We start from the raw sequence: 15,169 nt of genomic DNA, 5'->3' as shown, positions 1-15,169 counted from the left end.
TATCAGTTGGGAGGAATGCTCATGGCCGCTGGCCGACCCACCTGGCAGGGGCATCTGCGCCTATCGCTCGTGACCTGTCCCGTCGCCCTCTACACCGCAACCGACTCCCAGGGCGATGTGCGCTTCAACATGCTGCACAAAACCACCCACAACCGGATCCGCATGGTCCCGACGGACCCGGACCTGGGGCCGATCGAGCGCGCCGACATCGTCAAGGGCTACGCCTACGAAAAGGACCAGTACGTAGTCATCACTCAGGAGGAGATCGACAGCGTCCGGCTGGAAAGCACTCGAACGATCGACATTGAGCGCTTTGTCTCGGCCGCCGAGATCGACCGCCTCTACTGGGATAATCCTTATTTCCTCGTACCCGACGGCAAGCTGGCCGCCGAGGCCTATGCGGTCGTCCGCGAGGCGATGCGCAAGGAAGGGCAGGTCGCGCTTGGCCGCGTCGTCATGCATCAGCGTGAGCGGCTCCTGGCGATCGAACCCCGCGACAACGGCATGGTGGCCTGGACGCTTCGCACGCACGGGGAGGTGCGCGACGTCGCCGACTATTTCGATGACATTCCCGACCTCAAGGCCGACGCGGCCATGATCCAGATCGCTCAGAAGATCATCGAACAAAAGGAGGGGCCCTTTGACCCCGAGCAGTTCAAGGACCGCTACGAGGACGCGCTGCGCGATCTGATCGCCGAGAAGCGCAAGGGCAAGGGCCGCAAGGTCACTGTAGAGGCCCCGGAAGAGACCAATGTCGTGGATCTGATGGAGGCGCTGCGCCGCAGCTTGGGTGATGCGCCCAAGCCTCGCAAGGCGACGCGTAGCAAGCCCTCCAAGGCCGCCCGCAAGAAGGCCAGCTAGGGTTTCCCCTTTTCCAGTTTGCGGATCGCCTGGACCAGACTGCGCTCGCTATCCGCATACGCGTCCCAAGCGTCCAGATCCTTGAGGAGGTCCGGCGCCGTAGCCAGGTTGAACCGTGACGGATCAAGCCCCTTGCGAACCTGCGTCCAGTTCAAGGGCCAGGACACCGGTGCGCCCGGACGGGCCCGGGGGGACATCGGGGCGACCGCCGTGCTCATCCGGTCATTGCGCAGATAATCAAGGAAGATGCGGCCGCCGCGATCCTTCTTGGCCATTCTGATGAGGTAGCGGTCCGGACTGTCGGCGGCCATGCGGGCGCACACCTCGCGGGCGAAGGCCTTGGCCGCGTCCCAGTCGGCGCCCTCGGCCTTCACAGGCGTGACCACATGGAGGCCCTTGCCGCCCGTCGTCTTGCAGAACGGCGCCAGGCCCAGCGCTTCGAGGCGGTCGCGGATCTCCCGCGCGGCTTCGACGACAACTTCGAAGTCGACATCGGGTGCGGGGTCCAGGTCGAAGACAAGGCGTCCCGGGACTTCCGGCGCATTGGGCGCACAGTTCCAGGGATGCAGCTCAGTCGCCCCCCACTGGGCGGCGGCCACTAGGCTCTCGAGGGTGTTGAAGACGAGGTAGGGCTTGCGATCGCCCTTGACGGTGACGGCGTCGATCAGGGCCGAGACGCCCTTGCCGGCGTGGCGTTGAAAGAAAGTCTCACCACCGATCCCGTCGGGCGTTCGAATGACCGAGCAGGGGCGGCCCCGGATATGGTCGAGCATCCACGCCCCGACGGTCTCGAAGTACTCAGCCAATTGCAGCTTGGTGACGGGGGCGTCGTTGTTGACCTGGGGCCAGAACGCCTTGTGGGGATTGGAGATCGAGACGCCTCGTACCGTCGCCTTGCCGCGTTTTGCGCCTAAGGGGGACGGGGAGGCCAGTTCAGCATGCTCCACCGCCGCGGGCGCCTCGGCCTCGACGGTCTTGGCGGGCTTGTCCTCTCGCAGGCCTTTGAACGACGCCTGTCTCACCGCGCCCTCTCCCGTGAACCCCGCGAATTCTATCTCGGCGACGAGCTCGGGCTCCACCCAATGAACGCCGTCGCCGCCGCGCGGCGCGCTTGGCCCACTGAAGGGCGAGGTTTTTCGCGCCAGCCGCTTGAGGGCGGGGACAAGCTTGGTCACCTTCTCGCGACCAAATCCCGTGCCAACGCGCCCCACATGGGCGAGATAGCCGTCGCGATAGACACCGACGATCAATGAGCGAAACGCCTCGCCCGTCGTGGTCCAGCCGCCGATGACCACCTCGTGGCCCGCCCGGCACTTGGCCTTGGTCCAGGCCGCGCTCTTGCCGGACCGATAGGGAGCGTCCAGCCGCTTGGAGACGACGCCCTCAAGCGACATCCGACAGGCCGACTGCAGCACGGCCTCGCCGCCGCTGGTGAAGTGCTCGACATAACGGATGCGATCGCCCGTCTTCGGCAGAAGCGCCTGGAGGCGTTGCTTGCGGGCCTCGAGGGGCTGGTCGACCAGTGGCGCGTTTGCGGCGTGTAGCAGGTCGAAGGCGAAGAAGATCAGATCGTCGGTGTTCTCTTCGGACAGCGCTGCTTGCAGTCCTGCGAACGAAGGGGAGCCGTCAGAGTCCAGCGCTACGACCTCGCCGTCGATCAGGGCGTCGGGGAGGCTCGTGGCGTCCTGCACAAGGCGCGGAAAGCGATCGCTCCAATCGAGGCCGGTCCGGGTGCGGAGCGCCGCTTCTCCGCCCTGAACGCGAAGCTGCATGCGGTAGCCATCGAACTTGATCTCGTGAGCCCAACCGGCGCCGGTGGGCGGGCGATCAACCAGCTTGCACAGCTGCGGCGGGATGAAGGTCGGCATCGCCGCCGACCCAGGCATGGCCTTCGCTTTGGACTTGGTTCGGACCCGCGCGGCGGCTTTGCTCGGGGCGGACGGGCTGGATGCGGCGGTGTTCCAGACCGCGTCGGCGGGCTGACCGTCCTGGGTCATGAAGGGCTTCGGGGAGGAGCCTTCGCCGGCGGCGATCTGCTCCATCGTACGGCCGGACGCGATCGAGACGGCGGATGTCTCCAGGAAGCTCGTGTCGTCGTCCTTCGCAAAGGCGTCGCGGTGCTTGATCAGCAGCCAGTTCTCGCGCTTGCCGCCGGTCCGGTCGTTCTTGAGGCGAACCAGGACCCAGCCGCCCTTCATCCGCTCGCCGGCGAAGATCAGCTTGATCTCGCCGCGCTTGAGACCCTTCTGGAGGTCGAAGCCGGGTTCCGGCGCCCACCAGCCGCGGTCCCAGAGCATCACCGTGCCGCCGCCGTACTGCCCTTTGGGGATGACGCCCTCGAAGTCGCCATAGGCGAGGGGATGGTCCTCGACCTTGACCGCCAACCGCTTGTCTTGCGGATCGCGCGAGGGGCCGCGGGTGACCGCCCACGACAGAAACACGCCCTCGTGCTCCAGCCGCAGATCGTAATGCAGGCGCGTAGCCGCGTGCTTCTGGATGACGAACCGGGCGCGGGGGGACGCGGCGACGACGGCTTCGTCCGACGGCTCGGCGGTGACTGTAAAGTCACGCTTGGCCCGATAGGCCTCCAGCTTGCGCGCGGCCACGGCCTCTATTCTCCGCCGAAGACGTCGGGGCGCTCATCGTCCACGTCGCGGCCGTCTCCGGGATCGGACTCGCGTTCCAGTGCGACGATCTCCGCATCGTCCAGATCTTCGGCGATCAGGGCGTCGTCGTCATCGGTGTCGCCCTCCGCCTGGGTGACGTCGAGGACGTCGGGCAGTTCCTCGAAGGTGCGCATTTCGCCGTCGCGGCCGACGACATCTTCGTCCAGCGTCTCGGCTCCGTCCTGCTCGTCCCATCCGGTGTTGATATCGGTCATCAGCGTCACTCCTGCTTGTGCGGAGGGAATGGCCGGAGCGCTGGGGTCGTTCCGCGCGATTACGATTGTCGCCGCTGGTCTTGCTGGTCCGGTCGCGGACCGCGTAGGTAAGGACGAATGACTGAAACGACGCATATTCTCGTCACCGGCGGCGCCGGGCAGGTGGGCTTGGAACTGCTGCGCGCCGCATGGCCTGACGGGGTTGTGCTGCATGCGCCGTCCCGGACGGAACTGGATCTCACCGCCGAGTCCTCGATCCGCGCCGCCTTCCACGCCACGCCGTTCGCCGCCGTGATCAATTCCGCCGCCTGGACGGCCGTGGACAAGGCCGAGAGCGAGGTCGCCAATGCTTTCGCCGCCAACGCCCTTGGCCCTGCCCTGCTGGCCGACATCACGCGGGCGCAGGGCGTTCCGCTGATCCAGGTCTCTACTGACTATGTGTTCGACGGCGAAAAGCCGAATCCTTACGCCGAGGACGACTCGGTACGGCCTATCGGCGTCTATGGGGCTTCGAAGCTGGCGGGCGAGATGGCCGTGCGCCTGGGCAATCCGCGGTCGGTCGTGCTCCGCACGGCTTGGGTGCTCAGCGCTCACCGCGCCAACTTCCTGAAGACCATGCTGCGGCTCGCCGCCGATCGGCCGGTCTTGCGCGTCGTTGAAGACCAGTTGGGCTGTCCCACTTCGGCGCGCGATATCGCCGACGCGCTGAAGGTCATCACCCTGCGGATGATCGCCGACCCGCAGGCCCCGACCGGCGTCTATCATTTCGTCAATGGGGGCGAGGCTAGCTGGGCGGATCTTGCGCGGGAAATCTTTCGGCTTAGCGCCTCGCAGGGAGGCGTTCATGCCGAGGTCCAGGGAATCCCGAGCCGTGAATATCCCACGCCGGCTCGTCGGCCGCGAAACTCACGCCTGTTGACCAACCGGATCGGCGCGGACTACGCCATCCACCCCCGGCCTTGGACAGAGGCCGTGGCGGAGATCATTGCGGATTTGCGCGTTCAGGGAGCCCCTGCATGAAGGGCATCATTCTCGCCGGCGGCTCCGGCACCCGGCTGCATCCGATGACCCTGGTCACGTCCAAGCAGTTGATGCCGATCTACGACAAGCCGATGATCTACTATCCGCTGTCGACACTGATGCTGGCGGGGATCCGCGAGATCCTGATCATCTCGACGCCGCGCGATACGCCCAACTTCCAGGCGCTGCTGGGCGACGGTTCGCAATGGGGCCTGGAGATCCAGTACGCTGTGCAGCCCAGCCCCGACGGCCTGGCGCAGGCCTATGTGATCGGCGCGGACTTCGTGGGGCGCGAGCCCTCGGCGCTGATCCTGGGCGACAACATCTATTTCGGCCACGGGATCACCAACCTGTTCACGCGGGCGATGGCGCGTCCAAAAGGGGCGACGGTTTTCGCCTATCACGTCAATGACCCCGAGCGGTACGGTGTGGTCGAGTTCGACAAGCAGATGACCGCGCTCTCGATCGAGGAGAAGCCTAAGGTTCCCAAGTCGAACTGGGCGGTGACGGGCCTCTATTTCTATGATGGCGACGTGGTCGACATCGCCCGTGACCTCAAGCCGTCCCCGCGCGGCGAGCTGGAGATCACCGACGTCAATCGCGCCTATCTGGAGCGCGGCGACTTGTCGGTGGAGCTGATGGGGCGGGGCTATGCCTGGCTCGACACAGGCACGCCCGATAGCCTGCTGGAGGCCGCCGAGTTCGTGCGGGTGCTGGAGAAGCGCCAGGGCTTCAAGATCGCCTGTCCGGAAGAGGTCGCCTACCAGAAGGGCTTCATCGACGCCGCCCAGGTGGAGCGCCTGGCCGACGCCTTGGGCAAGAGCGCCTATGGCGGCTATCTGCGCACCGTGATCGGCGCCCGCTAGATGTGGTGACCGGCGCCCGAAGAGGACGCCGGCCGTAGAGCCTTACATGGGTCCAACGCCGCCCGGCGTGGTCTGGAAGTCGAATGCCGGCTCGCGGGCTCGGCGAGGGTTCGGAACCCCTTGGCCGCCAAAGCCGTAGGTGATCCCGACGAACACCGCGCGTAGGTCGAGCTCCATGTCGCGGCGGTTCTTCAGGGCCGGGGTGTTGATCACCGTCTTGTCGCGGAAGGTCTTCAGACCGTCCTGCACCGTCACCACGCCCGAGAGGCGGTCGTTGAACTTGTGTCGGTAGCCCAGAAGCAGCATGCCGGTCGGCGCCTTGTAGCCCTGCGGGGTCAGGCGCTTGCCCGTGGCGAAGCCGCTGATCTGCAGGAAGTCCTTGGGCGTGGCTTGGATGTTCAGGGCCGCATAGCCCGAGACCGTCCAGGCCGAGCGCTTGTCCGGAAAGCCAAGGTCGGTCGCGCCAATCTCGGTCCAGGCGGTATTGCCGCTGATCGTGTAGGACACCTTGGGCGTCAGCTTGGCGTTGGCCACCAGCTCGAGACCTCCGCTACGGCTCTTGGCGAGGTTGGCCTTGGTGGTCAGCAGCACACCGTCGCCGATGTCGCGCACCACGTCAGTGACCCCGTCGCGCGCCTCGCGCCAGTACAGCGTGCCCAGATAGTAGTTGAACCCCTTGCGCAGCTGATAGGCCACCTCGAAGGCGTCGGTGACCTGGGGTTTCAGGCGCGGGTCGCCCTGCCGATAGCTGTAGGGGTCCTGGTAGATGCGATAGGGGTTCAGGTCCTGGGCGGAAGGCCGCTGAATCCGGCGGCTGTAGCTGGCGTTGACCTGGCGCAGGTCGTCGACCTTGTACTGCAGATGCAGTGAAGGATAAGCGCGTAGATAGTCGTAGCGGTCGGTCAGACGCGAGGTGATCTGGTTGGTGTCGATCGAGACCTCTTCGATGCGCAGGCCCGGCATCACCGTCCAGTCGCCGATCGGACGGCTGTAGGTGGCGTAGACCGCGTTGACCGCTTGATCGAACTGGAAGCGGTTGGTCAGAGACGGATCGACGATCAGCGCGCCCCCTTTCGGACCGCGAGCCCCGTAGTTGTCATAGTCGTTGTCGTTGAGCTGCAGCTCGTAGCCGGCCACCAGCCTAGCGCCGTCGGGGAGGGGGCGCTTGTACTCGGCCTTAAGCCGGGTCTGGACCAGCTCGTCGCTGGTCCGGACGTTCTCCAGGGCGATCGGCGCGATGGGCAGCTGGCTGAAGGTTTCGGCGAGACCGCCCTGGCTGTTGCGCGTGCGCTCGATGCTGGCGTTGAGCGTAAACTCGTGGTCGTCGCCCGACAGCTTGCGGCGAAGGTCGCCGCTGAGACCCGCGACCGAGCGCTTCATCGCGCCGTCGCTCAGGCGCTGGAAGCGCACGTTCGGAACGCCGGCGGGCGTCTTGCCCTCGAACGCCGAACCGGACACGGAGTCGTAGCGCATGTCGTTATAGCGCGCCTCTGCGCTGATGCGCGTGCGCTTGTCGAGATCATAGTCGACGCTGGCGCGGGCGTTATGTGATTGGCCCCGGCTGGTGAAGTTCAGCTTCTGGCGGCTGGTGGCGTAGGCGCCGCTGGCCGGGTCGAAGCGCTCGCGCTCGTCGGTCATCTCGCCCTTGGCCTTGTCGCGTCGCCAGCCGGCGTCGGCCGACAGTGTCAGGCCCTTGGTGTTCTGCGCGATGCTGGCGCTGGCGTTCTTGCGGCCTTCGGTTCCGACGTTGGCGCGCACCGAGCCGGTCACGCCGACGCCGCGCTGCTGCTTGGTGATCAGGTTGATGATCCCGGCCGTGCCTTCGGGGCTGAAGGCGGCCGAGGGGTTGGTCATCACCTCGACCCGCTCGAACTGATTGGCCGGGATCTGCTGCAGGACCTGGCCGCGGTTGTCGCCCTTGAACATGCCCGAGGGCTTGCCGTCGATCATGATGGTGACATTCGGATCGCCGCGCAGGCTGACATTGCCCTGCACATCGACCTGCACCGAGGGCACGTTGCGCAGCATGTCGGCGACCGAGCCCGTGGCGGCCTGCAGGTCCTTGCCCAGGCTATAGCTGCGGCGGTCGATCGAGGTTCGCATGTCCTGTGCGGCCGGCGCGGTGATGGTGACGCCCTGCACGGCGTTGGACGGCTCCTTTTTGGACGCGCTTTGCGGCGCGGCGGTCGGCGCGGTCTGGGCGAAGGCGGCCGTGCTCAGGGCGGCCAGGCCCGTAGCGGCCAGCAGGGCGACGCGGCGGGTCGGGGTGGTCATGGAAAGTCTCCTCTGTTGGCGAGGAAACTGCATCAGAGACTCAGAGCGCTGCAGTGCCGGGCGTCAGGCCGGCGAGGTGACGATTGTCACCTCAGGCCCGCTAGGGGGCTGGGTCTATAGGCTCGAGCGCCTGCGGCGTCGCGGCTTCCGCGCCGGTGAACACCAGAGTCCGCGTTACGCCGGCCCGGCGGATATTCACCTGATTGACCTGATCGCCATAGACATCGGCGAACATGGCGGCGATCACCGCCACTTGGGCTCGGGTCTGGGGCAGGGTGATCTTGCCCGCATACTCAAAGCGGACCTCGTCGGCGCCCAGAGTCATGTCCTTGAGGGTCAACGCCACCGGTTGGTCGGCGACCGCCATCGCAAAGCGCCCGCCCATATAGAGCTTCAGCGCCTCGACCGCCTCGGGATCATCAAGGCTGGTCTGGGCGTCCGGTGCGATCAGGGCCAGCGCCGGTTCCGCGTCGTGGGTCGCGATGCGGTGGCTGACCCGGACCTCGCCCGACCGAACGTCGATATCCACCACGCTCAGCGCGCCGTGGCCGCGGTGCGCGGCCGCCGGGAGCGGGGCGAGCGCGAAGCTCACCGCCGCGAACAGGGCGACCGCGCGCTTGATCACTTGGCCGCGTCGTCCTTCTTCGGCTCTTCCACCGGGAAGGTGCCCAGACCGCCCGGCTCGACCTTCACGTTGGCGTCCTTCATACGGTTGGGCGCTTCCGGGAACTTCGGCAGCTTCAGCGTCATCGGCGTGATCGCGCCTTCATAGACGTTGTTGCCACGGTCGGCGTCGGCGGTTTCCCACAGCGGATCCAGTTCAGCGCCCTTCAGCTCCTTACCGGTCACGTATTGCCACGTCACTTGCTTGGAATTCTTGCGCCAGATCTCCGCCGGGATGCGGACCGTCTCGCTGCTACCGTCTGTGAAGTCCATCTTCAGGATCACCGGCATCACCAGACCGCCGATGTTGCGGAAGCTGAAGCGGTAGAAGTTGTCCTTGAAGTCCTGAGCCGCCAGCTCTTCCGGCGTCATGTCGGCGCGCGCCGTCTTGGCCCGCTTGCGCGCGCTGTCGAAGACGGTGAACTCGTTGGTTTCGTTGTAGAAGTCGCGAACCTTCGGGTCCCGCTCGACCACTGTCGGGCCCTTGTTGTTGGCTGCCGTGCGCGATTCCGGCTCCTTGGCGTCGGCCGCCTTGCGCACGCCGGCTTCCACGTCCGGATCACCGCTGTCCAGACGAGCCTTCACGACCTTATCCAGCGAGATGTCGACGTGGTCGGTCGAGTAGAACCAGCCGCGCCAGAACCAGTCGAGGTCGATGCCCGAGGACTCTTCCATGGTGCGGAAGAAATCGTACGGCGTCGGGCGCTTGAAGCGCCAGAGGTTCGAGTATTCCTTGAACGCGCGGTCGAACAGCTCGCGGCCCATGATCGTTTCGCGCAGGATCACGAGAGCAGTAGCGGGCTTGGTGTAGCCGTTCGGGCCGAACTGGATCACCGAGTCCGACTGGGTCATCAGCGGCACCTGGTCTTGGCTGACCATGTAGTCGACAATGTCCTTGGGCTCGCCGCGGCGCGCCGGGTAGTTCTTGTCCCACTGCATTTCGGCCTGGAACTCGAGGAAGCTGTTGAGGCCCTCGTCCATCCAGGTCCACTGGCGCTCGTCCGAGTTGACGATCATCGGGAAGTAGTTGTGGCCCACCTCGTGGATCACCACGCCGATCAGGCCGTACTTGGCGCGCTCGGTATAGGTCAGGGCGCCGGTCTTCTTGTCCTTCACCGGCCGCGGGCCGTTGAAGCTGATCATCGGGTACTCCATGCCGCCGACCGGACCGTTGACCGACTGGGCCACCGGATAGGGGTAAGCGAAGGTGAAGTCCGAGTAGACCTTCAGCGTGTGGGCGATCGACTTCGTCGAATAGGCGTCCCACAGCGGCCGCGCTTCTTTGGGGAAGAACGACATGGCCATCACGACGGGATACTCGGCCTTGGGATCGTCCTGCTTCACGCCCTGGGCGTCCCAGATGAACTTGCGCGAGCTGGCCCAGCCGAAGTCGCGGACGTTGCTGGCCTGGAAGACCCAGGTCTTTTCCGTCTTGGCCTTGCCCTTCTCGGCTGCGGCGGCCTCTTCAGGCGTGACGACATAGACCGGTTCGCTGGCCGTGCGGGCCTTGGCGAGGCGGTCACGCTGGGCGGCGGTCAGGACCGCGCCAGGGTTTTGAAGCACGCCCGTGGACGACACGACGTGGTCGGACGGCACGGTCAGGGCGACGCGATAGTCGCCGAACTCAAGCGTGAACTCGCCCGCCCCCAGGAAGGCCTTGTTGTGCCAGCCTTCATAGTCCGAATAGACGGCCAGGCGCGGGAACCACTGGGCGGCTTCGTAGATGCAGTTGCCGTCGTCGCCCTTGCCGGTGAAGCACTCATAGCCGCTGCGGCCGCCGATGACCTTGTTTTCCACCAGCGGCAGCGACCATTCGATCGTGAACTTGGTCTCGCCGCCATTGGCGCGCACGGCGGCCGGCAGGTCGATGCGCAGCAGGGTGTCGACCACGGTGAACTTCAGCGGACGGCCCGAAGCGTCCTTCACCGACTTGATCGTGAAGCCGCCTTCCCACTCCTTGAAGCGCTGGATGCGGCGAACCTGACCCAGGCTGATCGAGTCGCCCGAGACCGTTTCGGTCATCTTGCTGATCGAGTCGCGCTTGGCGTCCTGGTCCAGCAGAAGCCAGAGATAGGGCAAGCTGTCGGGCGAGTTGTTGCGATAGGTGACCGTCTCGCGACCCGTCAGGGTCTTGGTGTCCTCGTCCAGGCGCACGGCGACGTCATAGTCGACCTTCTGCTGCCAGTAGCGATAACCCGGCGCGCCCGAGGCGTTGCGATAGTCGGTCGGCGTCGGCCAGTCTTCGCCCTCGAGCTGACGGAACTTGTCGTCGAACGGCGCCTTGGTCTGCTTGATGGCGTCGGCGTGCGCGACAGTGACGGAAAGCGCGGCGGCGATGACGCCGGCCACGGCGTAGCGGATAGAACGCTTGGACAAGTTCAATAGCCCCTCAACTCAGAACCCTGACGAAACCCCGTGCGAACCTTGACCGGCGACGCGGCGAAAATCATCCCATTTTCGCACCGAAGGTCAGAAATTGATTTTGACGCCCGCGCGGATGGCGCGCGGTTCGACCGGATGGAAATGGACGTCCTCGACCCCGTCCGCCGGCTCTCCGGGCAGGCGCGAGGCGTAGAAATAGGCGATGTCGTCGCGGCGGCTGTCTGTGAGATTCAGCACTTCGACCATCAGACTGGCAGGGCCGAAGTCCTGGACAAACAGGGCGTTGACCAGACCGGTGGGGCGCGAGCGCACCGAATTGTCCTCGATCAGCGGCGCGCCGCCCAGGTGGCGATAGGTCAGGGTCACGCTCGAGTTCGGGCCGAACTTCCAGCTCGCGCCGCCAGTGAGCACCGACGCGACAGCGTTTGGGATCCGATCGCCATTGGTGAAGCGTGCACGCGTTCCGGCGTAGGAGGCCGTCAGGTTCAGCTGCGCCGTCGGCCGCCAATCGGCCAGCAGCTCGATCCCCCGGCGACGAGTCGCGCCCGAGGCTTCTGTGAAGCCGGCGTCGCCGACATAGACGAGTTCGGAATCGACATGCAGCGCCCAGGCGGCGGCTGTCAGGGTCAGGTCATTGCGACGCCAGCGCAGGCCCAGCTCCGCGCCATCGGTCGGCGAGAGCAGCGGCGCCCGCTCGGCCGGATCGCCACTGACGGGATCGATCGTGATCACCGTCCCCCGGGCGTCGTTCGAGTGGAAGCCGCGCCCCGCATCCGCATAGAGCTCGAAGGTCTTGGAGATCCGCCAGGCCAGCGCCAGCTTGGGCGAAAGCAGGACGTCGCTGACCGTGCCGGCGTTGCGCGGATCACCCGCCTTGACGTCGGCGCCCATGGCGTCGGCCCGCAAGCCGGCCGTCACGTCGAGCTGACCAAAACGTTTGGAGGCCTCGCCCCAGACGGCGGTTGACCATTCCGTCAGCGCATCCTGGCGCACCGTCTCGCGCCTTTGTCGCGCGATGGATCGATAGAGACCCACCTTGCCGATGTCGTCGACCCGTGCGGTGACGCCCGTGCGTGCGCTCCAGCCTTCACCCAAGCTCCAGCGCTTGGTGATCGCGCCGCCATAGATCCAGCGCTGGTCGACCTGTTCGAACTGGTCGCCGTTCACCGGGTCATCAAGGAAGTAGGTGAAGTTCGAGAAGACATCGAGCTTGTAGCGCTGAACGTAGGCCACCGTATCGAGACCGCGTAGCAGATCCCGTCGCCGAGCCGACAGCATGTAGCGCGAGGTGTCGCCGCCATCGGTGGCGTCAACCGTGTCGAGGCGGCTCAAGCGTCCGGCGTCGACCGCTCGGCGCGGGATCTGGTCTGTGGCGTTCCAGCGCGCATCATAGGCGAGGGCGGTGATCGACCAGCCGCCGACGATCGCGCGGCCCAGTAGATTGATCTTTCTGAGGTCCTCGGACTGGGTCCAGGCCCCGTTGTTCGAGGTGATGTCGGCCGCCACGAGGACGTTGCTGGTCAGGGCCTTGGAGCCCAGCGCGCGGTAGTAGTCGTTCTCCCCAGCCCAGACCTGCAGGCCGTCGCCGTGCAGGTGGTCGGCGGTTTCGAAGGCCACGGCGCCTGCGGTGGCGAAGTCGCCGTTTTCGGCCGAGTAGGGGCCCTTCTTGAAGCTGATGTCGTGCACGAACTCTGGCGTCAGGACGTTCAGGTCCAGATAGCCCTGCCCATGCCCGTGCGAGGGCAGGTTCAGCGGCACGCCGTCCAAGGATGCGGCGAGGTCGGTGCCGTGATCCAGGTTGAAACCGCGCAGGAAATATTGGTTGGCCTTGCCCGCCCCCGAGTGCTGGGTGGCAGCCAGTCCCGGCACCGCCTCGATCAGTTCGCCGGGGCGCAGCAGCGGCCGCGAGGCGAAGTCGGCATAGGCGATGCGGCCTTCGCTAGCCGAGGTGGCGCGGCCCAGGTCATTGGCGCGCTGTCCCCACACCGAGATCGCTTCGACCTCCTGGGCCATCGCCGGCGCAGAAACGGTTGCGAGAAGGAGGGAGAGGAATGCGATGCGGGTCATGTCGCGCTGTTAGGCGAGACCCAACCTGAGGACAAGTTGGCCGCGAAAAATGGGCCGATCAATGATGGCCGTTCACGAATGCGCCTAGGCGGCCTTCAGCAGGCCGTCGAAGTACTCGATCGTCTTCATCAGTCCCACCTTCAGCGGCGCCGTCGGCGTCCAGTCCAGCACCTGCTTGGCCAGGGTGATGTCGGGTTGGCGCTGGCGAGGGTCATCGGAGGGCAGGGGGCGATGAACGATCGTCGACGGGCTGCCGGTCAGTTCCAGCACAAGCACCGCCAACTGCTTCATGGTGAACTCGACCGGATTGCCCAGATTGATCGGGCCGGTCACCTCATCACCGGTGTTCATTAGCCGGATGAGGCCGTCGACGAGGTCGTCGACATAGCAAAATGATCGGGTCTGGTTTCCGTCGCCGTAAAGGGTGATGTCTTCGCCCTTAAGCGCCTGGACGATGAAGTTCGAGACCACGCGCCCGTCGTTGGGATGCATGCGCGGGCCGTAGGTATTGAAGATCCGCGCCACCTTGATGCGCAGCTTGTGCTGGCGCCAGTAGTCGAAGAACAGGGTCTCGGCGCAGCGCTTGCCCTCGTCGTAGCACGAGCGCAGGCCGATCGGATTGACGTTGCCCCAGTAGCTTTCGACCTGCGGGTGGATGGTCGGATCGCCGTAGACCTCGGAGGTCGAGGCCTGCAGGATCTTGGCCTTCACGCGCTTGGCCAGGCCCAGCATGTTGATCGCGCCATGGACGCTGGTCTTGGTCGTCTGGACGGGGTCGAACTGATAGTGCACCGGGCTGGCGGGGCAGGCCAGATTGTAGATCTGATCGACCTCGACATAGAGCGGCATGGTCACGTCGTGACGCAGAAGTTCAAAGCGCGGATTGGCGAGGTTCTGCGCCACGTTCAGGCGCGAGCCGGTGTAGTAGTTGTCGACGCAGAGCACCTCGGCGCCGGACTCCAGCAGGCGGTCGCACAGATGCGAGCCGACGAAGCCCGCGCCGCCCGTGACCAGGATTCTCTGCGTATGCATGGGCCGACCAGCCTCCCTGGGGACTCAGCTCTGACGACCTTTATAGCCGGGCCTCGTGCAGGACCAACACCGCGCCATATGACGCGCCCGGACCGAGGTGACGTTTGTCATATCCCGCGCGTGACGCCCGGCACTGATGCCGAGCCTCGCCCCGAGCGATCTTGGCTCCACAGAGACGGAGCCGATCATGTCACCCCAATCCCCCGAGCCGCCGATTGCGGTTCTCAGCAAGGTTCTCAAACGCCGGGGCGCGACCCTGGCTCTGAATGGCCTGGACCTCGGGATCGGTCCCGGGCAGTGCGTAGCCCTCCTAGGGCCGAACGGCGCGGGCAAGAGCACCACCGTCGCGCTGTTGACCGGCCGCCTACGCCCAGACGCAGGTGAGGCGTTCCTGTTCGGCGGCGATCCCCGGACGCTGGCGAGCCGCGGCCGTATGGGCGTGATGCTGCAGAGCGCCGGTCTGCCCAACACCTTGAGCGTCCGCGAGCAGATCGACCTGTTCCGGGGCTACTATCGCAAGCCGCGCCCGCTGGAGGAGGTGGTTCGTCTGGCTGGCCTGGAAGGGCTGGAAAAGCGCCGCTGCGGCGCGCTGTCGGGCGGTCAGCAACGTCGTGTGCAGTTCGCCATGGCTATCGCCGGGCGTCCCGACTTTCTCGTCCTGGACGAGCCGACGACCGGCATGGATAGCGATGCTCGCCGAGCGCTCTGGAGCGCGGTGCGGGCCGAGATCGCGCGGGGCTGCGCCGTGCTGCTGACCACGCACCATCTGGACGAGGCCGAGGCCCTGGCGGACCGCATCGTGGTCATTGACCACGGCCAGGTGATCGCCGACGGCACGCCCGAAGCCATCAAGTCCCGCGTGTCGGGCGTCGCCATCCGCTGCCGCACCCTTCTGTCGGACGCCGAGCTGGCGTCTCTGGCGCGGGTCACCGGCGTCAGCCGCGACGGTGGCAAGGTCACGCTGCTGACCACCTCCGCCCCCGCCACCCTGCGCGAACTACTCGCGCGGGATGAAACCGTGGATGACCTGACGGTCTCCGGCGCGTCGCTGGAAGACGCTGTCGACCGCCTCGTCCAAGCCGGCCAAGCCGCCGCCCTGCAACATCAAACCAAGGTCGCCTGA

General features: G+C 66.0%; 11 protein-coding genes. 4 read left to right on the top strand and 7 right to left on the bottom strand.

Features of this window, described 5'->3' with window-relative positions; genetic code table 11:
- Positions 1–21: 21 nt before the first annotated feature.
- Entirely contained in the window at positions 22–861 is an 840-nt protein-coding gene (gene ku, locus ACT53N_RS03585) for a non-homologous end joining protein Ku (protein ID WP_476062587.1), read from the top strand.
- Here ku and ligD read toward each other — a convergent pair.
- Positions 858–3,467, bottom strand: coding sequence for a DNA ligase D (ligD, locus tag ACT53N_RS03580; protein ID WP_476062586.1), 2,610 nt, complete (start codon positions 3,465–3,467; stop codon positions 858–860). The two genes, ku and ligD, sit on opposite strands and share 4 nt — an antisense overlap.
- Before the next feature lie 5 nt (positions 3,468–3,472).
- The gene (locus ACT53N_RS03575; protein WP_476062585.1) at positions 3,473–3,742 is read right to left on the bottom strand and encodes a hypothetical protein; all 270 of its coding nucleotides are present in this window, start codon (positions 3,740–3,742) and stop codon (positions 3,473–3,475) included.
- Between the two features lie 117 nt (positions 3,743–3,859).
- Here ACT53N_RS03575 and rfbD point away from each other — a divergent pair, with 117 nt between their 5' ends.
- Both rfbD and rfbA read left to right on the top strand, forming a co-directional pair.
- Positions 3,860–4,762 (top strand): dTDP-4-dehydrorhamnose reductase, encoded by a 903-nt coding sequence (gene rfbD, locus ACT53N_RS03570; protein ID WP_476062584.1) that lies wholly within the window; start codon positions 3,860–3,862, stop codon positions 4,760–4,762.
- Entirely contained in the window at positions 4,759–5,628 is an 870-nt protein-coding gene (gene rfbA / locus ACT53N_RS03565) for a glucose-1-phosphate thymidylyltransferase RfbA (protein WP_476062583.1), read from the top strand. The genes rfbD and rfbA overlap by 4 nt, the downstream gene beginning before the upstream one ends.
- A 42-nt stretch (positions 5,629–5,670) precedes the next feature.
- Here the strand turns inward: rfbA and ACT53N_RS03560 are convergent, their stop codons facing one another.
- The 5 genes from ACT53N_RS03560 to ACT53N_RS03540 form a co-directional block, all read right to left on the bottom strand.
- The gene (locus ACT53N_RS03560; RefSeq protein WP_476062582.1) at positions 5,671–7,935 is read right to left on the bottom strand and encodes a TonB-dependent receptor domain-containing protein; all 2,265 of its coding nucleotides are present in this window, start codon (positions 7,933–7,935) and stop codon (positions 5,671–5,673) included.
- 67 nt (positions 7,936–8,002) lie between these two features.
- Positions 8,003–8,527, bottom strand: a complete 525-nt coding sequence (locus ACT53N_RS03555) for a DUF6702 family protein (protein WP_476062581.1) — start codon at positions 8,525–8,527, stop codon at positions 8,003–8,005.
- Positions 8,524–10,947, bottom strand: a complete 2,424-nt coding sequence (locus tag ACT53N_RS03550; RefSeq protein ID WP_476062580.1) for a M1 family metallopeptidase — start codon at positions 10,945–10,947, stop codon at positions 8,524–8,526. Before ACT53N_RS03550 ends, ACT53N_RS03555 begins: the two co-directional genes overlap by 4 nt.
- An 87-nt stretch (positions 10,948–11,034) precedes the next feature.
- Positions 11,035–13,014, bottom strand: a complete 1,980-nt coding sequence (locus ACT53N_RS03545) for a TonB-dependent receptor (RefSeq protein WP_476062579.1) — start codon at positions 13,012–13,014, stop codon at positions 11,035–11,037.
- Between the two features lie 84 nt (positions 13,015–13,098).
- Positions 13,099–14,046, bottom strand: coding sequence for a UDP-glucuronic acid decarboxylase family protein (locus ACT53N_RS03540; RefSeq protein WP_476062578.1), 948 nt, complete (start codon positions 14,044–14,046; stop codon positions 13,099–13,101).
- Between the two features lie 136 nt (positions 14,047–14,182).
- On the opposite strand from ACT53N_RS03540, the gene ACT53N_RS03535 reads away from it, so the two are divergent.
- Entirely contained in the window at positions 14,183–15,169 is a 987-nt protein-coding gene (locus ACT53N_RS03535) for an ABC transporter ATP-binding protein (protein ID WP_476062577.1), read from the top strand.

The organism is Caulobacter sp. DMC95 (assembly GCF_056313785.1).
Note: the sequence above shows the minus strand (reverse complement) of the source record. Positions and strands in the feature narration are given on the sequence as shown.

Excerpts from the sequence above, each read along its gene's own strand:
- ku (WP_476062587.1), top strand. The coding sequence starts at position 22 with ATGGCCGCTGGCCGACCCACCTGGCAGGGGCATCTGCGCCTATCGCTC.
- ACT53N_RS03575 (WP_476062585.1), bottom strand. The coding sequence starts at position 3,742 with ATGACCGATATCAACACCGGATGGGACGAGCAGGACGGAGCCGAGACG.
- rfbD (WP_476062584.1), top strand. The coding sequence starts at position 3,860 with ATGACTGAAACGACGCATATTCTCGTCACCGGCGGCGCCGGGCAGGTG.
- rfbA (WP_476062583.1), top strand. The coding sequence starts at position 4,759 with ATGAAGGGCATCATTCTCGCCGGCGGCTCCGGCACCCGGCTGCATCCG.
- ACT53N_RS03560 (WP_476062582.1), bottom strand. The coding sequence starts at position 7,935 with ATGCAGTTTCCTCGCCAACAGAGGAGACTTTCCATGACCACCCCGACC.
- ACT53N_RS03545 (WP_476062579.1), bottom strand. The coding sequence starts at position 13,014 with ATGACCCGCATCGCATTCCTCTCCCTCCTTCTCGCAACCGTTTCTGCG.
- ACT53N_RS03540 (WP_476062578.1), bottom strand. The coding sequence starts at position 14,046 with ATGCATACGCAGAGAATCCTGGTCACGGGCGGCGCGGGCTTCGTCGGC.
- ACT53N_RS03535 (WP_476062577.1), top strand. The coding sequence starts at position 14,183 with ATGCCGAGCCTCGCCCCGAGCGATCTTGGCTCCACAGAGACGGAGCCG.